The sequence below is a fragment of the Veillonella sp. ACP1 genome (genome assembly GCF_000286635.1).
In the GTDB taxonomy this organism is placed as follows: Bacteria; Bacillota; Negativicutes; order Veillonellales; family Veillonellaceae; genus Veillonella; species Veillonella atypica.
On record NZ_ALKL01000014.1, the window covers coordinates 112,635 to 138,056 of the forward strand.

Sequence of the window (25,422 nt, forward strand, 5' to 3'; positions counted from 1 at the left end):
TGAATACACATCTCATATTATTTCTTTAGTGTTTGAATCCTATCACCTATGGATTCCCCATTATATGTAAACTCTTTATCTAGCTCCAGCAAGGGATCCAAAACAAATAGTCTATCCCAAAAATAGGGATGAGGAATCACTAATCGAGCATCATTGATATACATACACACACCATCATCCGATAGGGCATATACAATATCCAAATCAAGTGTTCTTGGTCCCCAATGAATATCCCTCTTACGTTGAGCCTCACACTCTAATGACTGTAAGACATCGAGTAAATCGTGAGGTTCTAATGAGCTAGATACACGCCAAACAGCGTTTAAAAACACATCTTGTTCTGTATAGCCCCAAGGTTCTGTCTCCATAACGGAGGAACTAGTAATCCTATGAACTTGAGGATGTATTGAAAGCGAATCATATGCGCCCATAATAAACTGACGGCGATTTCCTATATTAGAACCTACACTAATATAGTATGTATACATTAAATTTGACCTCGAGTCGTTACAACTTCTACATAATCTAATACACCAGCTATCGGCACAGATGGTTTTCGTACGGCTACACTAAGGCCGATAATACCCTGAAAGTGTTGATACAATGTATCGGCAATCAATGCTCCTATATGTTCTAAGAGATTACAACTTTCACCAGTCATAATGGAAGCTACCATGTCGTAAACCTCAACATAGTTGATAGAATCCTCTAACACATCTGTTTGACCTGGTTTTGTTAAATCAGTCTTGATTTCAACATCTACGTAGAATCGTTGACCTTGTGATTTTTCAGAATCTAAATTACCATGATACCCATAAAAAGCCATATTCTTTAATATGATTTTATCCATAGTAAACTCCTTATTCGCCCCGCAACAATCCGTCTGCTACAGCTAGTGCTCGTTTATGCATCAATACATTATGCACGCGAACCATATCAATCCCTTGGAATACCCCTGTAATACAAGCAGCAACAGTCCCTTCATCGCGTTCTTCTGGAGGTAAACCACCGAGCATTGAACCTATAAAGCGTTTTCGACTAGGTGCCAATAACACCGGATATTCATAAGCTGTAATTTCGCCTAAACGTTGTAATACCTCAATGTTTTGTTCCTCGGTTTTGCCAAATCCAATACCTGGGTCGAGCCAAATATTTTGTGGTTGTACACCTTCTTTTAACGCTTTATCAACAGCCGAGAAAAAGTAGGCTTTCATATCTTCAATGATGTCATCATAATTTGTATCATTGCTATTATGCATAATGATAACTGGCACTCGATATTTTGCTGCTACAGCTGCCATATCAGGATCATAATGCAATCCCCATATATCATTTAGAATATGCGCCCCTTTAGAGAATGCATAATCTGCAGTTTTTGCATGGTATGTATCAATGGAAACAGGAACAGAAGATGCTTCTAATACAGGATCCAGTAATACGCTAAGGCGTTCAATTTCTTCATCCGCACTCAATGGAGTGCATCCAGGGCGTGTAGATTCAACACCTAAATCGATGACATCAGCCCCATCTTGAATCATTTGTTTAGTCCATGTAACTGCTGCTTCTGGTGTATTATGCAATCCGCCATCAGAAAAAGAATCTGGTGTGCCATTTAAGATTCCCATAATTAATGTATGGTCAAATAAGCGTAATGATTTTCCATCACTCCAAGTATATTGTCTACGTTTATACATTTGTGCCTCCTAACATAGCCAATGCTTCATCTCGCAAAGAGCCAGCCTCCCTTAATAGGCCTCTACTTTCTATAGTAACAACTTGCGAGCCTTGTTGCAAAGTCCCCTTCATCAACATACATAATTGTGTTGCTTTAAGACGTACAAAAACACCTTCTGCTGATAAATCACGTTCTATAGCATCAGCGATTTCTCGAGTCAAGCGTTCCTGTAATTGTGGCTTTCTACTTAACACCGTAATTACATCATTAAACTTACTTAAGCCAGCTACACAACCACTATGTGGTTGATATATCACATCTACTGTACCAAAAAATGGCAATAGATGGTGTTCACACATTGAATAAAATGGAATGTCTGTAACGGCTACCAAGCCATTGTAGTCCGTAGAAAACAGTTCCCCCCAGAGTTCCTTTGTCTCCTTTCCGACACCAGAAAACAGCTCTTCATATAATTCTGTTACACGGGTCGGTGTTTTTTCTAACTCTGGCGCCTTTGTATCAACGGATAGAGCACGTAAAAACTGTTCTATACCTTCTTTCGCAAGTTGATTCATAGGCCCTCCTAAACGATCTTCGTTGTCCAATCCTCTATATTCCAAATATCGGTAACCCAACCTTCATAGAATTCCGGTTCATGACTAACGAGAACAATGGTTCCCTTAAATTCACGCAATGCCCGTGCCAATTCGTCCTTAGCATAGATATCCAAATGATTTGTCGGTTCATCAAGAACAAGAACATTATATTTCTTCTGCATCAATTTGCAGAGTCGCACCTTTGCATTTTCTCCACCGGATAGGACACGCATTTGAGATGTAATGTGTTCGTTCGTCAATCCGCATCGCGCTAGTGCTGCACGAACTTCGGCATTCGTCATAGCCGGATATTCATTCCAAATATAGTCTAACGCAGTTTCTGAATTAGATGGTGCATCCTCTTGAGCAAAATAACCTACTTCGAGGAAATCACCCTTCACCAATTCACCGCTGACAGGTTTTAACAGTCCTAAAATGGTCTTTAATAATGTGGTCTTACCTAAACCATTGACACCGCGGATAGCGATTTTTTTGTTTCGTTCAATTTGAAAGTCTACAGGTCTTGTGAGCGGTTCGTCATAACCAATCTCAAGGCCAAAGGCTTCAACAATAAAACGACTAGGTGTACGACCTTCTTTAAAGCCAAAGGATGGTTTGATATATTCCTTCGGTTTTTCAAGGATTTCCATTTTTTCTAACCGTTTAGCACGGGAATTTGCCATACCGCGCGTAGCCACACGTGCCTTATTGCGTTGAATGAAATCCTCCATACGCTCAATTTCTTGTTGTTGTCGTTCATAAGCCTTACGCGCTTGTGCCTTTTGAACTTCATAAGCAGCTTGGAACTGATGATAATCCCCCGTATATCGAGTAAGGACAGCTTGCTCAATATGATAGATGACATTGACTACGGAGTTTAAGAATTCCATATCATGAGAGATTAGAATGAATGCATTCTCGTAATTTTGCAAATAGTTTTGCAACCAATGAATATGTTCTACATCTAAATAGTTTGTTGGTTCGTCTAACAGCAATATGGTCGGCTTTTCTAATAATAGTTTCGTCAACAAAACTTTCGTACGTTGACCGCCACTTAGTTCAGATACATCACGCTCTAAACCAATATCCATAAGCCCTAAACCTTGTGCAGTTCGTTCAATGACCGCATCAATCTCGTAGAACCCACGTTGTTCTAAGATTTCTTGCCATTCACCGACTTGTTCTAAGAGACGGTTCATTTCATCTTCTGATACATCACCCATTTTATTGTATGCATCATTGATCTTTGACTCCATAACATACAAATCATCAAAGGCACGTTGTAATACATCGCGAATTGTCATGCCCTTTTCAAGTACTGCATGCTGGTCCAAGTAACCTACCGTTACTTGATTAGACCACTCTATTTTGCCTTCATCTGGTGGTAGTTTGCCGGTAATGATGTTTAAGAAGGTAGATTTACCTTCCCCATTAGCACCTATTAAACCTACATGTTCTCCCTTTAACAGTCGGAACGATGCATCATCTAATATTTGTCGTGCTCCAAAGCCATGAGTCACATGGGATACTGTTAATACACTCATTATCTATCTCCATCGGAATAAAAGCCGTCTAAATAAGACGGCTTAGTTCACACTAATTAATATATTTATTGTACCTTGATTACACTAGATATGTCAAAATTTACACTTCTAATGATTCCGCATAACGCAAGGCAACAACGGCCATAATCTTAGCACCTTTAATAGCTTGGTCCAATCCATAAGGAGACCCTGCAGCACAAGCAAACTCAGGAGTATGTGCTTCTAACTGATTCCCTATATTCAAAGTAGGCTGCGCCGTAGGCACTTCATAGGATACATTTCCTACATCGGTACTGCCATCAGCCTCATCGGGTGGTAATTTCCGTGGGCTTTCACCAAACTCAGTCATCACCTCATCAAACAAGGATACTAAACGTTCATCTTGCCTCATATCCTTAAATAAAGGTTCATAGTGATGCATATCTACGGTAGCACCATAGCTTGTAGCAATGCGATTAGCCTCTGCTTTAATAGCTGGTAAAATAATATCTTCTAAATCAGATACAGTAGCGCCACGTACTGTCATTCGTAATGTAGCCTTATCGGTTACCACATTAGGTGCAGTACCAGCCTGAGTAAATATGGCACCTACGATAGCCCCTTTTGGAAAGATATCTTGTTTCATCATTTTAATAGATTGATATAAATCGACAGCACAATCTAACGCATTAATTCCAGAGTCAGTCAAAGATGCAATATGACATGACCGTCCATGAAAGGTTACCTCTAAAGGATGGGTAGCTAGCGAGGTACCGCCCACCTCATTCCCTCCGCCTGGATGAATGATGAGAGCCCCATCATAGCCTTTAAAAAGCCCTTCATTAGCCATAAACACCTTGCCACCAATGGTCTCCTCGGCTGGGCAGCCAAAAAATGTCGTTCCCCATGTATCGCGAGCGGTTTGACTAAACGCTATAGCGGCACCCATGCTCATGATGGCGATTAAGTTATGCCCACACCCATGACCTAATTCAGGCAGCGCATCATATTCGCCTAAAAATGCCATTTTATGTAAACAATCTATCCCTATATCACTTCGCATAGCGGTACGCAATTCGGGGCATGTCGTTAGCCCTACAGTCGTATCAAAGCCATGTTGCTCCATATACCGACTAATGGTGTGTACAGCACGTACCTCCTGTTGACCTAATTCAGGATTGTTATGTAAAAATAACGAAATCGATTTCAGCTCATCTTGTATGCCATCGATTATGGCACAAGCTTGCGCTTCCCGTTCTTTTAAATTCATGGATGTATCCTCATATGCCTTATAACTAATAATATATGTTACTTTGTATACGGCGATAATACGATTGTATTAGAAATATATCGAAAATGAACATGCCCACCTAATGGCAATGTCTGATGCGGTGTACCATGTCCCGTTGGCACATAGCATACAAAGGGATCGGTTAGATATACCGCTCTATTTTCTTCCATATATCGAAGAGCTTCATAACCTATGTCGTAATCAGATTCATCCTCATCCCCTTCGCAATCGGTAAAGGTTCCAATCATCATACCCTTTATCCGACTTAACAAGCCGGATAATCTCCATTGTTGTAACATACGATCTAGTTTATATGGTGCTTCACCTACATCCTCTATAAATAAAATCGTATCCTCTATACTATCATCCTCTAAGAAATAAGGTGTGCCACACAGCATGGAAAGCATAGTCATATTGCCACCGCGCAATATGCCGTCCCCTAGTTCTGTACCAATAGCCCCTCGAGGTGGCTCAGGTAAAGGCTCAATAACACGAAGTTTACCTTCTAATGCCTCAAATAAATGGTGTATATCCTCATGTCGTGATTTAGTAAAATCCACGCCCATTGGCCCATGATACGTAACAAGACGACTATATCGATTGATAGACATGTGTAATGCTGTACAATCACTATAGCCAATAAATGGCTTTCCGTATTCACGTATAGCGGTGTAGTCAAGGCGATCAACATAGCGCATCGTACCATACCCGCCGCGCAACGCTAATACCGCATCACATGGGGCAGTAGTCATCATCCACTCAAACTCTTTTGCCTGCTCCTCTGGGCTGCCCCCATACAAGCCGGTGCGATAACAAGATTCACCAAATATAATCTGATAACCATGTTCCTCGCATATTTGTTGTATCGCGTCTAAAGACTCATCACTACTGCTTGCAGGTGCTATACACCCAATAGTCATACCTTTTTTTAAACACCTTGGATACTTCCACTCCATAATTCCTCACATATATAGCATTGTTTACAAGGTCATGTACTAATAGTAACTATAAATGACCATACATAAACCGTAAGATACAAAAAAGACGTACAATTTGTACGTCTTTAGTGTATCTTATTTATATGCTTTTTTAAAGTCTACTTGACCAAGTACCGTCCAGAAATAGTTTTGAATAGTTCCATTAGATACATATGGTTGTGTCGTAAAGTACAACGGCATCACTAAGGACTCATCAAAAATCATGCGTTCTGCTTTATGCATCAATGCATCACGTTCTGCACTATCTGGGGTGCTACGAATACGAGCGATAAGCTCATTATATTCTTCACTATGATACTGGCTGTCATTATCTTCAGCAGAGAAAACTTCTAAGAAGTTTTGTGGGTCCCCATAGTCAGCAACCCAGGATGCACGAGCCACTTGATATTTGCCAGCCTCGCGATTGGCAAGGAACACCTTAGTTTCTTGATTCTGCAATCGTACATCAGCGCCAAATGCTTTATGCCATGTTGCTTGAATAGCTTCTGCTATCGCTTTATGCATTTCACTCGTATTATACAAAATCGTAATTGGTGGCAATGGATGATTTTTATCATAGCCAGCCTCTTTTATCAATTCCTTAGCTTGCTCTACATCTTCATATACAAGATAACTACCGGCTTCACGGAAATCATCAGTTCCATTGCTTTCAAGCATACCATATGGAACAAATGCATACGCTTCTTCCTTACCACCTTTTACGATGTTCTTTACAATTTCCTTACGATTAATAACCATGGAAAAGGCTTTACGTACATCAGGATTGGTAAAAGGTTCTGCTTTCACATTAAATAGGTAATAATAGTTACCAAGCATAGGGCCTATGTGCAATAAACCAGCTTCTTCTAACCGTTGTTGATCTGCTACAGGAGGTTCTACCATCATGTCCGCTTCGCCACCTTCAACGAGAGTAAGGCGTGTACTTTGAGATTCACTAATCGGCCAATTCATCGTTTTTGTTACAACTTCATCAGCATCCCAATAGTTTTCATTTTTGACAAAATTGAGCTCTCCATTATGTTGCCAACTCAACAATTTATAAGGCCCATTAGAAACAATTGTTTCCGCATTATTGCCCCAATTTTCATTATTTTCTACAGTTTTTTTATTCACCGGATAATAGCCATGAGAGGCCAATAATTTTAAGAAATATGCTGTTGGATGTTCTAAGGTAACAACTAATGTATCGTCATCAATTGCTTCTACACCAACATCATTGCGATCGGCTTTGCCATTATTGAAAGCTTCGCCATTCTTAATCACATATAACATATAGGCGTTATCAGCGCCTGTATCCGGATCCAAGGTTCTTTTCCAAGCATACTCAAAATCATGAGCTGTTAATGGTTCTCCATTAGACCACTTCAGATTAGGTCTCAAATGGAATGTATATGTTGTACCATCATCTGACATAGTCCAACTCTTTGCTATGGCAGCCTCTGGCTCGCCTTTATCATCTAAACGAACCAAACCATCAAACAGCTGTAATTGAACGGTCGCCTCAGGTGATGTACTAGACTTAGCCGGATCTAGTGTTGATGGTTCTTGTTCCAATACATATCGTATCGTATGCTCATCAACAATCTTAGGCCCGTTAGTATACCCAAAGACGAGTAGCAATATACTTACGCCAAAGGCTAGTACCACGAGCTTAAGCAATTTACGTTTATCCATCATGGTAATGCATCCTCTACAAATTCTTTCATAATGAGCCCCATCTGAGCTCCTAGTTGTTTTGCCTTATCATTACATAAATGACTCATTAATAAAACAAAACAAAAATCTCCATTCATCGTTTCTATAATGCCCGCATCATGTTCAACACAATCTAACGAACCCGTTTTATGATGGAATATTACATCCTCCCCCCAATGAAATGGCAATATATCTCTGAACTGTTGACGCCCTAGAATATTCCACATCTCATGGCCATATATGGTATGACGCAATTCATATATATGATGTAACAATACAGCCATATCCATGGCAGTAATATAATTTTCTCGGTTTTCTTTTACCGCTGTAAAATCCATCATCATACGATTGATTTCAAAATGTTCAAGCCCTAGTTGTTCAGCTCTGGCATTAATATTTTCCATGCCCAAGGCTTGTATCAATAGATTAGTCGCCCAATTATCACTGAGTACCATCATCAATCGACATAGCTCTAAATAACTAAAACTATGATTACCCACCAATTCCATCAAGGCGCCAGCCCCTTCAACACGAGGACTCCGACTCAATGCAATCGTATCGTTAAGATCGAGTTGTTCTTGTGCTGCTAGATGAAATACATATTCCAAAATCAGCGTTTTTACCATACTAGCACCAGTATGGACAATCGTTTCCTTAGAAGAAGCTACTATGGTAGCCTCCTCCCCTTCATTCAAACGCGTTACCATATAGGATACAGTGGCATCTGAAGGCAACGTATCAAGCAAAGCTGCCAATTGCATTTCTAAGGATTTCCCTACGATTAACTGTTCCATTATTTACCCCATTAAATATGCCAACATGCAATTCTTCTATCCGCCCATTCACGGAGAGGTGGTCGTTCTTCTAGACATCTACGTTCAACATCTGGACAACGATCACTAAACAAACACCCCTTAGGCGGATGCAACGGACTCGCCGGTTCTCCTCTCAATGGAGCGCCAATTGGAGCCCGCGGAACCACTTCGCCAACCATCTTCGTAAGGGCCTTTGAATATGGATGTTGAGGAAACTCATAAATATCAAGAGCAGGCCCCTCTTCCATAACAGCCCCTAAATACATGACCACCATGCGATGGCTAATGTAACGAACCATAGGCAAATCATGTGAAATAAAGAGATAGGAAATGCCATGTAAAGCTTGTAAGCGCTCTAACAACGTCATAATCTGAACCTGTATAGACACATCTAGTGCCGAAATAGGTTCATCAAGAATAATGCATTTAGGCTCCATAATAAGTGCCCGAGCAATGCCAATTCGTTGTCGTTGCCCACCAGATAATTCATGAGCATATCGCTCACCAAAAGACATATCTAAACCTACCTGTTCTAACACCTCTTTAACACGAATGACACGATCTCGAGGCGTATAATTAGGGTTTAACTCTAATGGCTCTTCTAATATTGTATTAATCTTTAATCTCGGATTAAGAGATGCATATGGATTTTGGAATACCATTTGCATCATATCCCTCGTTATATCTTTATGAATATATGGATTTACTTCAATTCCATTCATATAAATAGAACCTGATGTGGCTTGATGTACGCCCATCAAGGTATACCCAAACGTAGATTTACCACATCCTGACTCACCAACAATACCTAGTGTTTCACCTTCCTCTTGGTAAAGACTAACACCTTGTAATGCATGTACCGTTTGTTTTGGTCTAAACAATCCGCCAGAAAGGGTAAAATTTTTAACGAGATTGTCTGTTTCCCAAATATATCCCATTAAAGTCCCTCCAACTTTGCTAACCAACATGTATACTCATGATTATTCCCAACATTGGATATCATAGGTATACGTTTTCCACATATGCGCATCGCCCATTTACAACGCGGATTAAAGGCACATCCACGAGGTAATTCATACAAATCTGGCGGTTGTCCTTCAATGGCCTTTAATTCACCATGCCATTTTCCCTGCGGCAAGGACATTAACAGACCAATTGTATAAGGATGACGTGGATCATTAAACAAATCCTCTACCGTAGCAGACTCAACACATTTACCAGCATACATAACCATAACGCGGTCACATAATTGTGCAATAACACGTAAATTATGGGAAATAAATATAATGCCTATTCCCGCTTCTACAGCTAAGGTCTGCATAAGGCGTAAAATTTGTGCCTCTGTTGTTGTATCCAGTGCAGTTGTCGGTTCATCACAGATTAAGATTTTAGGACGGCCCGCTATAGCCATGGCAATACATACCCGTTGACGCATACCGCCACTCAATTCATGAGGATATTGGTTTAACCGCTTTTCTGGTGTAGATAGGCCCATTTTTTTCAACAAATCGAGAGCTATCGCCTTTTCATCATAATCATCACCGTAGGCATTACTCCGATGAATCACCTCATAAATTTGCTCACCAATTGTCAATATCGGATTCAATGCGGTCATAGGGTCCTGAAATACCATGGCCACCGTTGTACCACGCAATTCATTCCAATCTTCTTCTACATAGTCTTGACAATCTTCACCATCAATTTCAAATTTTTCTGATTTTATTTTAGTACGACCTTCCGGTAGTAGGCCCATCAAAGAATTAACCATGACCGATTTACCGCAGCCGGATTCACCAACAACGCCTAAAATTTCACCTTTTCTAAGCATGATGTCCTGATTGCGAATAATGCGCAAAGGGCCTCTAAATGTATCGATGGTAATGGATAGATTTCGTACATCTACTAATATATCATTCATCATCTATCCCCTTCCTTTGGATCAAATACATTGCGCAATCCATCCCCTAAGAATACGAACCCAAGCATAGTAACACTAATTGCTAATGCAGGGAATATCAATTGGAATGGATACGATCTCATACTACTAATCCCATCAGATGCCAAAACACCCCAACTTGCCATCGGTGCATTAACACCAAGACCAATAAAGCTCAAAAAGGCTTCTGTAAAGATGGCATCTGGAATCGCTAATGTCAATGTGATAATGATAGGACCTACACAGTTTGGCAAAATGTGACGCCATAGAATACGCCATTTAGGAATTCCCATTGTTTCTGCGGCAATAATATATTCCTCTTCACGAACTTTCACAATTTGACTGCGTACAATACGTGCCATATTGAGCCAATACGCGATTCCCAATGCAATAAAGATGGAGGTAAGACCTGGACCAATAACAACCATTAACAAAATAACGTATAGCAATAATGGAATACCGTATAATACATCGACGATAGCCATCATAATTCTATCTGTTTTACCACCAAAGTAACCTGCAATTCCGCCATAAATAACGCCGATTACAAGATTTAATAAGGCAGCTACAATACCAATGGTTAAAGAAATACGCGCACCATACATAACGCGAGTATAAATATCACGGCCTAATGTATCCGTACCAAACCAATGTGCTAAGCTAGGGCTTTGATTAGCATCTACTAAGGATTGATCTGCATAAGTATATGGCGAAATCATAGGGCCAATGATTGCCAACACAATCATAACGGCTATAATGCCTGCACCAACTACGGCCAACCGATTTAACTTAAATCGTTGCCACCAGTTAGGACGCACTATAAAGGAGGATTCTCGAATATTCGTATCGCGTTCAATAGGTAAAAAATCGTTTCTATCCATTACGCACGCTCCTTCTCTGTTGTTACCCGAGGGTCGATAATCGGATAAATCATATCAACAATAATATTCAAGACTACAATCAAAGTACTATAAAACACAGTAACACCAAGAATAACCGTATAGTCACGATTATAAATAGATGTTACAAAATATTGACCTAAACCAGGAATGGCAAAAATTGTTTCCACAATAAAGCTACCTGTTAACAAACTAGCAGCTAATGGGCCAATGTAGGTAATAACAGGTAAAATAGCATTGCCTAAAGCATGACGAATTAAGATGTTCCATGCACCAAGGCCTTTGGCTCGAGCTGTACGAATATATTCCTGTTGATACACATCAAGTAATCCACTACGAGTTAATCGCGCAATAAATGCCATAGGCTGTGCGGCCAATGTAAGTACCGGTAAAATCATATACGACGGACCACGCCACATCGCTACTGGCAACCAACCCAGCTCAAAACCTACCACATATACTAGAACTGCACCAATAATAAAGGTAGGAACAGAAATACCTAATGTGGAAACAAATGTAATAGCATAATCTATTATGCCATTAGGACGCATGGCACTAATAGCACCTGCTGCAATACCTCCTACAACAGCAACACAAAGAGCCAATAGGCCCAATTGCGCAGATACAGGAAATGATTCACCTATAATATCATTAACAGAGCGTCCTTCATATTTATAGGATGGCCCTAAATCCCCTGTAACAACACCACCAATATAATCAGCATATTGCTTCCATAAAGGATCATCTAAATGATATTTCGCCTCTATGCTAGCTTTAACTTGAGGTGGTAATTTTTTCTCACTTGTAAAAGGTCCACCAGGTATAGCATGCATTAAAACGAAGGTAATACTAATAATTACCCACAGTATAACAAGTGCGCTACCTATGCGCCGTAAAACATACCTTGCCATTCTATTCTCCTCCATACAATAAAATTTCTATATTATTATACTATATTATGACTCTAAATTTAAAGGTATAGATTTAATATTGTAATAAATATTTTATTTTTTATTTATTTCTTTTAAACTACATCTATTAAAAACTCATCTATTCTTCATATTATATCATGCATTACAGGGGCTTTCTATTATTCCACTCGTTTTACAGGTTTTAACGAATACAGTACAATACATATATACTATATTGAGGAGGTCTCTATGACTACAGTACCAAGAATACTAACTATACAAGATATGAGTTCCATCGGACGTTGCTCTCTAACGGTTATGCTACCAATCATCAGCGCTCTTGGGTGCCAAGCAGTACCATTAGCAACAGCTGTATTGAGTAACCATTTAGAGTATCCATATTTTGAAATCGTTGATTTATCTGATCATTTAACAGCATTTATGGATTGTTGGGAAAAGAATGAAATTGATTTTAATGCCATCGTCAGTGGATTCTTAGCCTCACCAGAGCAAATCCATCTCGTAGAGGAAGCAATTAATCGCTTTGGTAAGGATAAAATGATCATTGTCGACCCTGCCATGGCCGATGATGGACGCCTCTATTCTATATATACACCAGATATGGTAAAAGCTATGCGCCATCTTATTTCTAGAGCTCATATTGTAAAACCCAATTACACAGAAGCTTGTTTTTTATTAGATAAACCATTCTCTACCGATTCCATTTCAAATGCTGAATTGCACGACATGTGTAAAAAACTACACCAATTGGGACCTGAACTCGTTATTATGACTAGCGTACCTTCCGACACAGATGCAACGATTGCCGTATACGAAGGTTCAACTGATACGGTAATAACATACTCTGTTCCTCTTATTCCTGTGAAAGCTACTGGAACTGGCGATATTTTTACATCTGTTTTATCTGGTGCCATTATGCGTGGTTTTACCGTTCATGAAGCTGCTCAACTGGCGATGAATTTTACTACAAAATCAATCCAAGCTACTGTAGATAACGTAAAATCCATGAAACATGGTATCGCCTTTGAACTTGTATTACCAGAATTAACTAATCTATCCAAATAATCCGTTTAAATTGTCCAAATAGCCTGTTCATGATATACTTAAACACATAGAAAATATACGTTATGTTTATTTTTATAAAGGGGACTTCATGGATTTATTATATCCAGTTCTACGAACTGTACTAATCTGCTTAGTAGGTTTTGGTATAGCATATCAGGGACGACGTAAGGGCTATACCATATTCAACCTTTCGGGGCGCTTTAACAGACTACAATTTATTATACTCTTCATAGCTTTGATGATACTCTTCTATATCGTAGATATCATCGAGGAACGTTTAATCGACTACATCGTAACGTTGCCTGCATATTGGGCTACACGTATTTTTGTAGGCGCATTACAGGCCATGTTATTTCCACTAGCCTGTGGATTATTCACTAGACGAATACATGATATTGGATTTAATGGTTGGGCTGGTATTTTATGGGCTACCATTATTATTTTCATCAATACCTATTCAGCGGTAACACCTCTAAATTATTTATTAGATTTATTCGTGTGGATAATTGGATTCCTATTTTGGGTATTACCTGGTCAACCAGAGCCAAATAAGTATGGCTATCCTCCATTTATGAATCAAGAGCCAGCACAATCACAACCAATTACCGAACCACCGACACCAGAGGAACAAGAGGTTCGAAAAAAGGTACGAAAACGACGTAAAAAAAGATAATAAACCTAGTCTAACAACAAAAGGCTGAGCCAGGAGGCTCAGCCTTTTGTTATGCTATGTAGTTAATTCATCAACAACATTAATTCTATTAATGTACACCCAATATAAGCAATGATAAATTTAACCTTTTGTTTTCTAGCACGATCATCATCTGCTATTTTCAATCGATTAGCTAAGAACCGTTTGTCTCGAATCTGTAATAATAATTGCTTAATCCGCTCTTGACTTTGAGAGGCTACACATTCATCACAATCTGTAGACAACGAAGCTTGCTGCATGAAAATGCGTCGGTGTAACTTACGCAATTGAATTTTTATATTATTATGTACAAATGCACTTTGCCACTGTTTTCGAGAGTCTACATACATATATACATACCGTGGAATATTCATTACTAAGAAGGATATAATAAAAATCCCTAATGAAATTAAAAAGTATGTAGAAAAAGAAAACTCTAAAGTCTCAGTTGGTAAATAGTGATGAAGAATTATAAATGTAATCCATACACCGATTGGTAACAGTAATACAGCGGCAATATCAATGGATCTAACCCAACTCGTTCTCGTTGGCACGTCAGGAACTGTAAATGTATCTACTGGATCATGAAATGCATAATAGTCTAATTGCAATACAGACTGTCCAGTTTTAGGATTTCCCAATAAAACAGGACCTGTACTACCTATATGACGTTCTGGCAAAGGAATAAATTTTTTGATTCTAGAATTGGGTACTAAATCAAATTGAAGAATTCCCTTCTTCTCAAACCGCACAGTAGAGCCTAATCGGCCAATAGCAATAGGATTAAAAAATATGCCAAATAGGCTAAGGCACCAGTTGCCTAGGAGGTGGAGAATCGAGTTCAAAATAAACCCACCGGTATCTATATTAGCAGTATCTAACTTAATAGCAAAGGAAGATGAATAGTCATCGAACCACACATCTTCGATGGTAAATTCCACATTAATCACATTCCCCCATTTAGTAATAATGGAGAGAAATACTTGGTTATTCGGCTCAAATTCAAAGGTTACAGAATAGATTAACCAATGATTTCGAACCGCAGCACGGAGCATCCGATTGACCATATCCTCTTCAATATAGAGAATTCTATGATCAAATAGTTCTCGCTCCACAGGTGCAGCCATAAGTGTCGTATCCTGTTCAATAATAGGAGAACGTTCATTTAATGCGTCATCCACCAACGATCGTAATTTGGTGAAGATTTTTGTCATAGTCGCTCCAATTTATGCACACTACACAAGATTTTTATACCTCAAACATTACAATTATACCATAGTTTACCCATTTTATCGAGGTATATACAGAGATCTACTAAGGCCTTTCCATCAGCTGCCACTTATACACTGGCCATCGTAAGTCGACAATATGCATAGAATCGCCCTTTCTTAGCAATTAACTCACTAAAGGTTCCATCTTCTACAATACGACCTTTCTCCATAAAGAGAATACGATCCATCAGCTCTAAGCCTTCTAACTGATGTGTAATATATAAAACAGATTTTTCTTTTGTGAAAGCTAGAATATCATTATGTAATTTTCGTCTTGTTACTTGATCTAACCCCTCCAAAGGTTCATCGAGAAGTATAAGTTCAGGATTTCGCAAGAATAATCGAGCTAAAGCAACACGTTGACGTTCACCGCCGCTAAGACCTACCCCTCCACTGCCTACAATTGTTCGTAAGCCTTTTGGCAACCGGGTAACTACATCAGATAAAACAGCTTGTTCTACAGCACGTTGTACCTCATCTGCACTTGCATGCGGCTTGGCTAAGCGAATATTGTCCTCCAGTGTGGCATGAAAAATATAAGTGTCTTGTGTGATAGATCCCATTAAATTTCGCCAAGAATCAATCGTAACACTCTTTAATTCATTGTGACCTACCGAAATATAGCCAGAGTAATCATATAGCCTTTCTAACAAGGAAAACAATGTAGTTTTACCAGATCCACTAGCACCAACAATAGCAACAGCCTGTCCTTTTGGTATATCTAATGTTAAATCTTTATATATAAGTGATGAGTGATCATACCCAAAATTAACATGTTTCAATGATATCGTATCCATAGAATCTAAATCTACACAGCCTGTATCCTTGATTGGCAGAGGTGCATACTTAATTTGTAACAATCGCCGAACCGCTACTAAACTTTCATAACCATGATGAACGGATACAATCATGGGCTGCAGCGCTTCAAACCAAGCTTGAATACCAATGGCACATACTACGACCATAACACTTGCCCAAGGGCCAGTTAATACATTACTTGCTAATAGGGCCGCTAACACAACTACAATCTGTACAATAGCAATAAACATCGTATTTCCTAAATTCATACCTTTAGAAATACGCCCCTTATGGTACTCTACATCATCTATAGATTGCATCATACGTTCCATAACTAGATTTTCATTATGGTAACTAATGATGTCTTCTAAACTTTCTAATGTATCAGTCAATGTTGACTTGAAGTGACCTTGTACCTGACTGATCATATTTAAGGATGTACGATGATAACGATATATGCCATACGGTAGTACAACACCTGTCATCAGTGCAGCACACCACACAAGCGTTGATAAATGCGCATCTATAGTACCGACACCAAAGGATACCAATATAGTTAATACAATGGCTGCTACAGGAGGAATTAAGGTGCGTAAATAAAAGAATTGCAGTACTTCAATATCCGCCATAATTCGGTTGAGCATATCCCCTGCGCCCCATCGTTTAAATATAGCTGGTGCCAATGGTTCTAGATAGGTATAAAACCATACACGCAACCCATACAAACCTTGAAATGCCATTTTATGAGATGTATACCGCTCAAAATAACGACATACAGCACGGCTAATACCAAAGAAGCGCACACCTACGATAGCGAGACTCAAGTAAGTGATACCAGGTTGTAATGCAGCCGATGCCAGTAACCAAGAGGATACGCTCAAAAGCCCCACATTCATGAATACGGTCAGAGAAGTGAAAACTAAGGCAAGTACTAACGACCAACGAGCAGGTTTTAATACGGAAAATAACAATTTCCAACCTTCAATATCACTATACTTAGTTTCATCGGCTTCATATGGGACTTTACTATTACTTAATGCCTCTTGTTGTTGTGGCAATGGAACCTCAAGCTTAGAAACATATGACACATCCTCATCATCCATTACAAACGAACCAGTCCCAGCATCTACTAGCGCCTTAAAATAACCATTCTGTGCCAACAAGGATTCATAGGTTCCCTGCTCAATTATTTCACCTTGACGCAACACATATAACTGAGAAGCCCACTGCATCGTTTGAATACGGTGTCCCACAAGAATAACAATTTTATCCTTCATCAAGCGCTGTAATGCACAACTGATTTGAGCTTCTGTATTCACATCCAAATGGGATGTAACTTCGTCTAAAATAAGAACTTGTCCACCATGTAAAAAAGCACGTGCCAAGGCAATACGTTGTAATTCGCCACCACTAAGTCCCATGCCTCCTTCGCCAACGACAAAATCCAAGCCCTTTTCACAAATTACATCATGTAGCTCCGCTAGTTTGGCTGCTTCTAAAAGCTCGTCATCACTTACATCTTGTCCAAAGGCAATATTATCTCGTAGTGTACCATGCATAACATGAGGTTTTTGAGACACATACGTAACCTGTGTACGCCACCAATCCATAGAACAAGTTGATAGATCTATATCATTAACATATACACTGTTCGAAGGAGCCTCTAAAAAAGCACCTAATATTCGCGCAATCGTCGATTTACCAGCCCCACTTTCACCAACAAGCATAATCGGTTTATTGCGACATGCCTGCAATGTAATATGCTTTATACCATTGCTTGTTTCTGGATAGGTATAATTTAAATTATCTAGGCGTATGGATTCAATTGTCCCTTGAATACGACAATTGCCACCTCGAGGTAATACAATAGGTGTATTCATAAAAGCATCAAATTTAGCAAGTGCAGTTTTACCAGACATACCGGTGTGAAAAGCAGCTCCTAATTGTCTAAAAGGTGTATAAAACTCTGGAGCCAACAATAATATAAAGAAGGCTGGAAGAAAATCCAAACCGCCATCTAATAGTGTAAGGCCTAAATACACCGCAATGATAGCTGTACTTATTGTGCTAACTAATTCCAAGACGAGAGCAGATAGAAAAGCCACACGCAATACGCGTAAGGTAGAGTCTTTAAATTCATTAGACAGTCGACTGATGACTTGTATTTGTTCCTTTGCACGACCAAACACCTTTAATGTGGTAATGCCTCGCAATACATCTAAAAAATGACCTGATAAGAGACTCATCCGATCCCATTGCTCTTGATTCATCTTTTCCGCTTGTTTACCAATCAAAATCATAAACAATGGAATTAATGGTACTGTACCTATTAAAATAGCCCCGATAATAGGCAATGTATCCATTATGGCAAGCCCCATTACTAGTGGGATGATAATCGCATATAGCATTTGAGGTATATAGCTCGAAACATAAGCCTCTACTTGTTCTAATCCATCAGTAATGAGATGTATCGTATCACCTTGAGATTCTCCTCGTTGTATACCTAATCTAAATAGATGAGAAAGAGCTTCTTTACGCAAAATAGATTTAACAGAATGGCCCAAACTAGACGATACATGTTCCTGTATATAAGAAAACACTAAACGTAATATAATGAATACCGCAAGCCATGCAATTGTATTAGATTCATCCAACACAGTATGATCAAGAAAAACCAAATTATGTATTAATGTGGCAAAAAACCAAGCTTGTCCTACTATAGAAAGACTTTGTAAAATACTAGACATAATCAGTGCCAATAATACGAGCCTTTTACTTTTAATGACGCGAAGCGCCGTTTTCTGTATCATATCTAACCCCCCTTTAAATCTAATTTTATCAATATTACATTCATCTTACCATAAAAATGAGGCGTGCCGCTACAGCACGCCTCACAAAAGGAATCAAACTTTCACAATCGGTAAAAGTACCTATATTAATAATGTAAATCTTTTTCTGTTACACGATGACGGAATGTCCAGTATACCCAAATTTGATATGCTAATACGATTGGTACAAATACCACTGCAACAGCAGTCATCAATGCTAAGGTATATTCAGAAGAAGATGCATTTGTAATGGTCAAACTCCACGCTGGGTTCAAAGAAGATACCATAATACGAGGGAATAGACCTGCAAAATATGTAGCCGTAATCAAAATAACGGAAAGAGAGCTAAATACAAAGCCCCATTTTGTATTGCGCGTACGTGCTGCAGCCCAAGAAATAAGGAAGCAAACAACAGCTAAGGCACAGAAAATAGTAGCTAAGATAGAGCTGTACAAATCAGTGTATACATAGGATGCAATAATCAACGCAATCACACCGATTGCAGTAGGTACTCCTGTAACGAGAGATGCTGCACGTGCACGTTCAGAGATAGGACCTGCTGTTTTAATAGATGTAAACAAACCACCATGGTATGTAAACACTAAAACGAAAGCAACACCACATAATACAGTGTAAGGGCTAAGTAAATCCCAGAATGTACCAACATATGTCATCGTTTCATCAATAGGTGTACCTTGGATCAAGTTACCTACTGTTACGCCCCACAATAAGGCAGGAACGATAGAACCGATGAAAATACAATAGTCAAATACTTTACGCCATGTGCGATTTGCACTTTTGGAACGGAACTCAAAAGCAACGCCACGCATGATAAGTACAGCAAGCATTAAGAACAATGCCATGTAGAAACCACTAAACAATGTAGCATATACATGAGGGAAGGATGCGAATAACGCACCACCAGCAGTGATCATCCATACTTCATTACCATCCCAAATAGGACCTAACGCATTAATCATTTGACGACGTTCAACGTCAGTTTTACCAATGACTGGTAGAAGAATACCTGTGCCATAGTCGAAGCCTTCTAAGAAGAAGAAACCTGCAAACAATACACAAAGCAAGATGAACCAGATCACATTAAGGTTATTCATAATTAGTTCCATAATCTTGCCTCCTCTTTTTCTTCTACATGGTAAATTGTTTGCCCATCAGGGCCTTTTTTAATGTGTTCTACAGCTAAATACAATGCAGCAATAGCAGCCAAGATGTAAATAACTGTAAAACCAATGATAGTAGTCATGATTTCAGGAGCTGTAACGGATTTAGAAGCACCATTAGCAGTCAATTGAAGGCCATATACAAGCCATGGTTGACGACCTGCTTCTGCAACAAACCAACCAGTGGATTGAGCGATGTAAGGTAATGGTAACATCCAGAAAATAATTTTCAAGAATGTTTTATTCTCTACGAGTTTACCTTTAGCATTTAATACCAAGCCGATGAAAGCAACTAATAACATAATGGAGCCAGCCGCTACCATGATGCGGAATGTCCAGAAAATACCAGGAACATCTGGAATGTAATTACCAGGGCCATATTGAGCTTCAGATTTAGCTTGTAAATCTTTAATACCTTCTACCTTACCAGATGTAAAGGAGTTTTGTGTTAAGAAGGATAAGCCGCCAGGGATTTCAATGGCACCTGTATTTTGTTGTGCTTTTGTATCGATATTAGCTACCAAAGAGAATGGAGCTGGATCTTGAGTTTCCCAAAGAGCTTCCATAGCTGCCATTTTCATAGGCTGTTCTTTAGTAATATATTGGCCTTGATGATGACCTGCAAAAGCACCTAATGTACCAGCAATTAAGGTAATTACCATACCCCATTTTACAGAGGTTTTATAGAAATCAACATTGCTCTTACGAATCAAGTGCCATGCGCTGATCGCCATAATGATGACACCTGCTGTCATGGAACCATTTAATACAATATGAGCAAATTGGCCAGGTACATAACCATTAGATACGATGGTTGCGAAGTTTTCCATTTCCGCACGACCATTGCGAATTACATAGCCTACAGGATGTTGCATAAAAGAGTTTGCTACAAGGATCCAGAATGCGGATAAATTGGTACCTAATGCAACTAATGTTGCCACAGCAGCATGCGCTTTATTAGATAAGCGACCCCAACCAAAGATCCAAACGCCCATAAATGTAGATTCCAAGAAAAATGCCATTAATGCTTCAAGGGCAAGTGGGGCACCAAAAATATCACCCATAAAACGAGAATATTCAGCCCAGTTCATACCGAAATGGAACTCTTGAACGATACCTGTTACAACACCCATGGCAAAGTTAATTAAGAATAATTTACCCCAGAATTTTGCCATTTTTTGGTAAACTTCTTTACCGGTGCTTACAAAGGTCCATTCTAAAATGGCTACGATAACCGTCATCCCCAATGTAAACGGTACGAATAGCCAATGATAGATAGATGTTAGCGCGAACTGTAAACGTGCTAAATCCAGTGCTTCAAACATGTCTTTTCCTCCTTAGAATTGACTCAAAAATACACACTTGATGAATGTCTTACATCGTTACGCATGAGATACACAAGGATTCATGGTCTCTAAAATCTCTTTTTCGCGCACAGCTAATTTATCGAAAGTCACACTTTCCATCTGTCTTACAAGTTCAGCTTGTACAACAGACATAGCTTCATTAACTGCACATTGGCCCATACATGCTTTTGAGCAAGAACCGACATCATACAAACAACGCTGTAAATACGTATCCCCCTCAACGGCTCTAATCACATCGAGCATGGAAATATCTTTGGGCTCACGATTTAATGCAAATCCACCATCCACCCCGCGGAAGGATTTCATGATTCCTGCTGCAATAAGGCTGCGCATTATCTTAAGCAAAAAACGTTCTGGAATCATCTCTTGCTCAGCCAATACACCGCCTGTTACCTTCTGACCAGATGGTAACATCGCCATGTGCAAAATCATGCGAAACGCATAGTCCGTGGCTTGATTTAATTTCATAAGCACTCCTTTTCCAATAACAACGTCTACGTATTACTACATTTAGTATAAACGATATAAAACAATACTGCAATGGTATTGTTTTATAAAACTGTAATTAATATCACAAAAAAGGACTATTAGTAAGCTACTAATAGTCCTTCTCATTTATTATATGTAGTTCTAAAAGAATTTGCCAAATAGAAGATGTCCTACTTCATAAGCAATGGCAGATACTATACCAGATAGTGGAATTGTTACGAACCACGCCATGACCATAGAACGCGCTACGCCCCAGTTTACTGCTTTAATACGCTTAGAAGCACCTACCCCCAACAAAGAACCACTCACAACATGTGTGGTACTTACAGGTAAATGCAAGAATGTAGCAGTAAAAATAGTAATAGCAGAGTTTAAATCGGCTGCAAAACCATTAATGGTTTCTAATTTAAAGATTTTTGTCCCCATGGTGGAAATAATTTTCCAACCACCAACAGCCGTACCACAAGCCATCGCAGTCGCACAGCATAACTTAACCCACAATGGAACATCTAAGGTATCAATATAACCACCGCTAAGTAAGGTCAATGTAATAATCCCCATCGCCTTTTGTGCGTCATTAGAACCATGTGAAAAAGCCATCATAACGGCCGATACAATTTGCATGGATCTAAATCTATCATTTAAAACAATAGGCGAAAATCTACCAAAGAGGAGTAGCAACAATTTCATGATGATATAGCCACCAACCATTGCTACTAGTGGTGATAAGATGAGAGAAAAGAAAATCTTTAAAATCCCTGATTCATTTAAAGCATCAAAACCTACTGACCAGCCTACGGCACCAATGATACCACCAATTAGTGCATGGGATGATGAACTAGGGATGCCCCAGTACCAAGTCAGTAAATTCCATACGATGGCCCCGATAAGAGCTGCCGAAATGATACCACTATTGATAAGAGATGGAGACATAACAATATCACCACCGATTGTCTTCGCAACCCCTGTACTCACCATAGCACCCAAAAAATTAAGTGCCGCCGTCATCATGATTGCTTTTTTAGGTTCAATAGCACGGGTTGAAACAGATGTGGCAATCGCATTAGCCGTATCGTGGAAGCCATTGATGTAGTCAAATGCTAGGGCTAGAAATACGACTAGCCAAACTAAGTAATGTGACTCAAGCATACTTCAATACTACCCGGCGGAATGTACCAACCAAATCTTCACAACCATCGATTACATCCTCCATAGAGCTTAAGATTTCCTTCCATTTGATAATTTCAATTGGATCTGTACATTCTGTAAATAATTTCGCCATTTCTTCATGGTAAATATTATCTGCTTCAGATTCAAGCTTCAATACTTGATGTACACGACCTTCTACCTTCACATGATCCTTTTTAAGGCTACCCATGTAACCGATAGATTTATTGATATGTTTAACACATTTTACGACGATTTCACTCATGCGAATGGCACCATCACTAGGTTTACCTACATGATACATAACCATTTTATCCATGATTTCTTTGATATTATCAAGTGTTGTATCTAATTGATCAATCAACAATTGGATATCCTCACGGTCCATCGGTGTAATGAATGTTTTACGCAAGCGATCAACTGTTTCATTAACTAATTCATCCGCAGCTTTTTCCTTTGTATCAATTTCCAAGAATGCTTCTTCTTTAGAAACTTCGCCTTTGAAAACGCGTTCCATCATTTCCGCACTTTCATAGGTAAGTTCAGCATGATTTTCTAAAATACTAAAAAATTTTTCTTCTTTTCCTTTTAATTTAAAAGCCATGGAGATCCTCCTGATACAGTACTGTTAGCTTCTATAATTACAATACAATTATAGCATAGTAAATCAGTGCGTGCCTATCTATTTATTGATTTCTCGCACCAAATGAGGCATTTCCGGAATAATCAATTTACTCATGCCAAGAGTAACGGCTCCCACCGAACCAGGAATAGAAAAAATTAATGTATTCGAATTTACACCTGCCTCTGCACGAGATGCAATAGCTTTGGTACCAATATCCTCCGTAAAAGAAAGATACCTAAAAATTTCACCAAATCCAGGTATAGCCTTTTCAATAATAGAATCCACGGCTTCAATGGTCACATCACGCATGGCAATACCGGTGCCACCTGTAGAAATGACCACATCTATTGATTCATCATTACACCAAGGAATAATGGCATTACGGATTTCATCGTAATCATCGATGACAATCTTTCGAACTACTACATTATGATTAGCAGCTTCTAATAATTCTTGAACCTTGTTTCCGCCTTTATCAGTTTCCATAGTCCGTGTATCAGAAACTGTTAGGACAGCGACATTGAGAGGTCGATGTAAAACTTCTTGAGACATATATCCTCCTAAAATAATGGTATCAAACCAGCCAATTTTGTAAATCCATTATCCCGTAATGTATCTCGTAATTGCCATGTATAAGTAATAAATGGCGCGCAGTGCAAACGCATCAAGAATGATAAATACGGTGTATCACCTTGGAATATGGCCAATCTTGGCAACGCATATAAATTTTGACCTGGTTTAACCGTTCCCGGTGTGACTGTGAAAGCCATCTTATATCCGCTTTCACTAGTAATGCGTTGAATTTCGGCATTATTAAAACCACCAGGATATGCTAAGTAATCGATGGGTTTTCCCATGAAAGCCTGTAATGTATCCTTACCACCTTTGATCTCATCATCAAGTTTAGAAGGATCAATGCGCGTTAAAATACTATGATGATTAGTATGACCTTCTACAATAAACTTATGAGCGTCCATAGTTTTTAATTCATTGATAGACATAAAACGTTTTGTATTAACAGCATCGCTAATCATAAATATGGTTGCTTGCATATCATAGGATTCTAAGATAGGCAAAACATCCTCATAGTTGTCGATATAACCATCATCGAAGGTGAGAACTATCGGTTTATCGGGGAGTTCCTTGCCTTCTGTCACATACGCATATAAATCATCGAGGCTAATCGTATGATACCCTTCGTTATGTAAGTACTCCATCTGTTTCTTAAACTGTGCCACATCAAGTGTCAGTGCAGAATGATACTTATCATTAACTTGATGATAATTTAAAACGGGAACACCATAAATCTTATAATGTGATGATAAACACCACATACTTCCTAATGCTATGAATAGTAATGCAATACAAATAATGATCGTATATACTATACGTTTACCTATTGTTATTAACATGATTAAGAACCTTCTTACAATATAAAATTATAACTTCATACTATTCGAGGATAACATAACCGCTCTTTTGTTTCAATGAAAAACCCCTCATAGGTCATTCTAAATTCATATAAATAACCTATGAGGGATAACAAAAAAGGCTAACCATTCGGTTAGCCTTTTAGCTTA

Annotated in this window: 24 protein-coding genes; 2 read left to right on the forward strand and 22 right to left on the reverse strand. The window is 38.9% G+C overall.

Annotation, left to right across the window (positions count from 1 at the left end; translation table 11 throughout):
- Positions 1-17: 17 nt before the first annotated feature.
- From folK to HMPREF1151_RS06470, 13 genes are all read right to left on the reverse strand, one after another.
- A complete protein-coding gene (gene folK / locus HMPREF1151_RS06410; RefSeq protein ID WP_009661444.1) occupies positions 18-488 on the reverse strand; it encodes a 2-amino-4-hydroxy-6-hydroxymethyldihydropteridine diphosphokinase in 471 nt (156 codons plus the stop codon).
- On the reverse strand, positions 488-850 hold the full coding sequence (gene folB / locus HMPREF1151_RS06415) for a dihydroneopterin aldolase (RefSeq protein WP_005379804.1): 363 nt from the start codon (positions 848-850) through the stop codon (positions 488-490). The genes folK and folB overlap by 1 nt, the downstream gene beginning before the upstream one ends.
- A gap of 10 nt (positions 851-860) precedes the next feature.
- Positions 861-1,694, reverse strand: coding sequence for a dihydropteroate synthase (folP, locus tag HMPREF1151_RS06420; RefSeq protein WP_005379818.1), 834 nt, complete (start codon positions 1,692-1,694; stop codon positions 861-863).
- Complete coding sequence (folE, locus tag HMPREF1151_RS06425; RefSeq protein WP_005379821.1) at positions 1,687-2,250, reverse strand: GTP cyclohydrolase I; 564 nt, start codon at positions 2,248-2,250, stop codon at positions 1,687-1,689. Before folE ends, folP begins: the two co-directional genes overlap by 8 nt.
- An 8-nt stretch (positions 2,251-2,258) precedes the next feature.
- A complete protein-coding gene (locus tag HMPREF1151_RS06430) occupies positions 2,259-3,815 on the reverse strand; it encodes an ABC-F family ATP-binding cassette domain-containing protein (protein ID WP_005376611.1) in 1,557 nt (518 codons plus the stop codon).
- Between the two features lie 100 nt (positions 3,816-3,915).
- Positions 3,916-5,064: an amidohydrolase gene (locus HMPREF1151_RS06435; protein ID WP_009661421.1), complete on the reverse strand. Its 1,149-nt coding sequence runs from the start codon at positions 5,062-5,064 to the stop codon at positions 3,916-3,918.
- A 38-nt stretch (positions 5,065-5,102) separates the two neighbouring features.
- On the reverse strand, positions 5,103-6,041 hold the full coding sequence (locus tag HMPREF1151_RS06440; RefSeq protein WP_009661461.1) for an LD-carboxypeptidase: 939 nt from the start codon (positions 6,039-6,041) through the stop codon (positions 5,103-5,105).
- A 117-nt stretch (positions 6,042-6,158) separates the two neighbouring features.
- Positions 6,159-7,760: a peptide ABC transporter substrate-binding protein gene (locus tag HMPREF1151_RS06445; RefSeq protein ID WP_009661496.1), complete on the reverse strand. Its 1,602-nt coding sequence runs from the start codon at positions 7,758-7,760 to the stop codon at positions 6,159-6,161.
- On the reverse strand, positions 7,757-8,572 hold the full coding sequence (locus HMPREF1151_RS06450) for a serine hydrolase (protein ID WP_005376640.1): 816 nt from the start codon (positions 8,570-8,572) through the stop codon (positions 7,757-7,759). The genes HMPREF1151_RS06445 and HMPREF1151_RS06450 overlap by 4 nt, the downstream gene beginning before the upstream one ends.
- An 11-nt stretch (positions 8,573-8,583) precedes the next feature.
- Complete coding sequence (locus HMPREF1151_RS06455) at positions 8,584-9,531, reverse strand: oligopeptide/dipeptide ABC transporter ATP-binding protein (protein ID WP_009661490.1); 948 nt, start codon at positions 9,529-9,531, stop codon at positions 8,584-8,586.
- Positions 9,531-10,514: an ABC transporter ATP-binding protein gene (locus HMPREF1151_RS06460; protein WP_009661437.1), complete on the reverse strand. Its 984-nt coding sequence runs from the start codon at positions 10,512-10,514 to the stop codon at positions 9,531-9,533. The genes HMPREF1151_RS06455 and HMPREF1151_RS06460 overlap by 1 nt, the downstream gene beginning before the upstream one ends.
- A complete protein-coding gene (locus tag HMPREF1151_RS06465) occupies positions 10,511-11,410 on the reverse strand; it encodes an ABC transporter permease (RefSeq protein WP_005379826.1) in 900 nt (299 codons plus the stop codon). The genes HMPREF1151_RS06460 and HMPREF1151_RS06465 overlap by 4 nt, the downstream gene beginning before the upstream one ends.
- Complete coding sequence (locus HMPREF1151_RS06470) at positions 11,410-12,339, reverse strand: ABC transporter permease (RefSeq protein ID WP_005379805.1); 930 nt, start codon at positions 12,337-12,339, stop codon at positions 11,410-11,412. Before HMPREF1151_RS06470 ends, HMPREF1151_RS06465 begins: the two co-directional genes overlap by 1 nt.
- Before the next feature lie 249 nt (positions 12,340-12,588).
- Here HMPREF1151_RS06470 and HMPREF1151_RS06475 point away from each other — a divergent pair, with 249 nt between their 5' ends.
- Both HMPREF1151_RS06475 and HMPREF1151_RS06480 read left to right on the forward strand, forming a co-directional pair.
- A complete protein-coding gene (locus HMPREF1151_RS06475) occupies positions 12,589-13,425 on the forward strand; it encodes a pyridoxamine kinase (RefSeq protein WP_009661442.1) in 837 nt (278 codons plus the stop codon).
- An 88-nt stretch (positions 13,426-13,513) separates the two neighbouring features.
- Complete coding sequence (locus HMPREF1151_RS06480; RefSeq protein WP_009661474.1) at positions 13,514-14,098, forward strand: DUF805 domain-containing protein; 585 nt, start codon at positions 13,514-13,516, stop codon at positions 14,096-14,098.
- Positions 14,099-14,160: 62 nt separating this feature from the next.
- Here HMPREF1151_RS06480 and HMPREF1151_RS06485 read toward each other — a convergent pair whose 3' ends face one another.
- The 9 genes from HMPREF1151_RS06485 to HMPREF1151_RS06525 form a co-directional block, all read right to left on the reverse strand.
- Positions 14,161-15,330 (reverse strand): hypothetical protein, encoded by a 1,170-nt coding sequence (locus HMPREF1151_RS06485; protein WP_009661463.1) that lies wholly within the window; start codon positions 15,328-15,330, stop codon positions 14,161-14,163.
- 125 nt (positions 15,331-15,455) lie between these two features.
- Positions 15,456-18,995 (reverse strand): thiol reductant ABC exporter subunit CydD, encoded by a 3,540-nt coding sequence (gene cydD / locus HMPREF1151_RS06490; protein ID WP_009661468.1) that lies wholly within the window; start codon positions 18,993-18,995, stop codon positions 15,456-15,458.
- Between the two features lie 125 nt (positions 18,996-19,120).
- On the reverse strand, positions 19,121-20,140 hold the full coding sequence (gene cydB / locus HMPREF1151_RS06495) for a cytochrome d ubiquinol oxidase subunit II (RefSeq protein ID WP_009661480.1): 1,020 nt from the start codon (positions 20,138-20,140) through the stop codon (positions 19,121-19,123).
- Positions 20,131-21,519, reverse strand: coding sequence for a cytochrome ubiquinol oxidase subunit I (locus HMPREF1151_RS06500; protein ID WP_005375278.1), 1,389 nt, complete (start codon positions 21,517-21,519; stop codon positions 20,131-20,133). The genes cydB and HMPREF1151_RS06500 overlap by 10 nt, the downstream gene beginning before the upstream one ends.
- Before the next feature lie 57 nt (positions 21,520-21,576).
- A complete protein-coding gene (locus HMPREF1151_RS06505; protein WP_005375284.1) occupies positions 21,577-22,029 on the reverse strand; it encodes an Rrf2 family transcriptional regulator in 453 nt (150 codons plus the stop codon).
- Between the two features lie 162 nt (positions 22,030-22,191).
- A complete protein-coding gene (locus HMPREF1151_RS06510) occupies positions 22,192-23,199 on the reverse strand; it encodes an inorganic phosphate transporter (RefSeq protein WP_009661459.1) in 1,008 nt (335 codons plus the stop codon).
- Positions 23,192-23,821 (reverse strand): DUF47 domain-containing protein, encoded by a 630-nt coding sequence (locus HMPREF1151_RS06515; protein ID WP_005375274.1) that lies wholly within the window; start codon positions 23,819-23,821, stop codon positions 23,192-23,194. Before HMPREF1151_RS06515 ends, HMPREF1151_RS06510 begins: the two co-directional genes overlap by 8 nt.
- A 78-nt stretch (positions 23,822-23,899) precedes the next feature.
- Positions 23,900-24,394: a molybdenum cofactor biosynthesis protein B gene (locus HMPREF1151_RS06520; RefSeq protein ID WP_038141420.1), complete on the reverse strand. Its 495-nt coding sequence runs from the start codon at positions 24,392-24,394 to the stop codon at positions 23,900-23,902.
- Between the two features lie 8 nt (positions 24,395-24,402).
- Positions 24,403-25,254: a polysaccharide deacetylase family protein gene (locus HMPREF1151_RS06525; RefSeq protein WP_009661432.1), complete on the reverse strand. Its 852-nt coding sequence runs from the start codon at positions 25,252-25,254 to the stop codon at positions 24,403-24,405.
- Positions 25,255-25,422: the final 168 nt, after the last annotated feature.

Excerpts from the sequence above, each read along its gene's own strand:
- folK (WP_009661444.1), bottom strand. The coding sequence starts at position 488 with ATGTATACATACTATATTAGTGTAGGTTCTAATATAGGAAATCGCCGT.
- folB (WP_005379804.1), bottom strand. The coding sequence starts at position 850 with ATGGATAAAATCATATTAAAGAATATGGCTTTTTATGGGTATCATGGT.
- folP (WP_005379818.1), bottom strand. The coding sequence starts at position 1,694 with ATGTATAAACGTAGACAATATACTTGGAGTGATGGAAAATCATTACGC.
- folE (WP_005379821.1), bottom strand. The coding sequence starts at position 2,250 with ATGAATCAACTTGCGAAAGAAGGTATAGAACAGTTTTTACGTGCTCTA.
- HMPREF1151_RS06430 (WP_005376611.1), bottom strand. The coding sequence starts at position 3,815 with ATGAGTGTATTAACAGTATCCCATGTGACTCATGGCTTTGGAGCACGA.
- HMPREF1151_RS06435 (WP_009661421.1), bottom strand. The coding sequence starts at position 5,064 with ATGAATTTAAAAGAACGGGAAGCGCAAGCTTGTGCCATAATCGATGGC.
- HMPREF1151_RS06440 (WP_009661461.1), bottom strand. The coding sequence starts at position 6,041 with ATGGAGTGGAAGTATCCAAGGTGTTTAAAAAAAGGTATGACTATTGGG.
- HMPREF1151_RS06445 (WP_009661496.1), bottom strand. The coding sequence starts at position 7,760 with ATGATGGATAAACGTAAATTGCTTAAGCTCGTGGTACTAGCCTTTGGC.
- HMPREF1151_RS06450 (WP_005376640.1), bottom strand. The coding sequence starts at position 8,572 with ATGGAACAGTTAATCGTAGGGAAATCCTTAGAAATGCAATTGGCAGCT.
- HMPREF1151_RS06455 (WP_009661490.1), bottom strand. The coding sequence starts at position 9,531 with ATGGGATATATTTGGGAAACAGACAATCTCGTTAAAAATTTTACCCTT.
- HMPREF1151_RS06460 (WP_009661437.1), bottom strand. The coding sequence starts at position 10,514 with ATGATGAATGATATATTAGTAGATGTACGAAATCTATCCATTACCATC.
- HMPREF1151_RS06465 (WP_005379826.1), bottom strand. The coding sequence starts at position 11,410 with ATGGATAGAAACGATTTTTTACCTATTGAACGCGATACGAATATTCGA.
- HMPREF1151_RS06470 (WP_005379805.1), bottom strand. The coding sequence starts at position 12,339 with ATGGCAAGGTATGTTTTACGGCGCATAGGTAGCGCACTTGTTATACTG.
- HMPREF1151_RS06475 (WP_009661442.1), top strand. The coding sequence starts at position 12,589 with ATGACTACAGTACCAAGAATACTAACTATACAAGATATGAGTTCCATC.
- HMPREF1151_RS06480 (WP_009661474.1), top strand. The coding sequence starts at position 13,514 with ATGGATTTATTATATCCAGTTCTACGAACTGTACTAATCTGCTTAGTA.
- HMPREF1151_RS06485 (WP_009661463.1), bottom strand. The coding sequence starts at position 15,330 with ATGACAAAAATCTTCACCAAATTACGATCGTTGGTGGATGACGCATTA.
- cydD (WP_009661468.1), bottom strand. The coding sequence starts at position 18,995 with ATGATACAGAAAACGGCGCTTCGCGTCATTAAAAGTAAAAGGCTCGTA.
- cydB (WP_009661480.1), bottom strand. The coding sequence starts at position 20,140 with ATGGAACTAATTATGAATAACCTTAATGTGATCTGGTTCATCTTGCTT.
- HMPREF1151_RS06500 (WP_005375278.1), bottom strand. The coding sequence starts at position 21,519 with ATGTTTGAAGCACTGGATTTAGCACGTTTACAGTTCGCGCTAACATCT.
- HMPREF1151_RS06505 (WP_005375284.1), bottom strand. The coding sequence starts at position 22,029 with ATGAAATTAAATCAAGCCACGGACTATGCGTTTCGCATGATTTTGCAC.
- HMPREF1151_RS06510 (WP_009661459.1), bottom strand. The coding sequence starts at position 23,199 with ATGCTTGAGTCACATTACTTAGTTTGGCTAGTCGTATTTCTAGCCCTA.
- HMPREF1151_RS06515 (WP_005375274.1), bottom strand. The coding sequence starts at position 23,821 with ATGGCTTTTAAATTAAAAGGAAAAGAAGAAAAATTTTTTAGTATTTTA.
- HMPREF1151_RS06520 (WP_038141420.1), bottom strand. The coding sequence starts at position 24,394 with ATGTCTCAAGAAGTTTTACATCGACCTCTCAATGTCGCTGTCCTAACA.
- HMPREF1151_RS06525 (WP_009661432.1), bottom strand. The coding sequence starts at position 25,254 with ATGTTAATAACAATAGGTAAACGTATAGTATATACGATCATTATTTGT.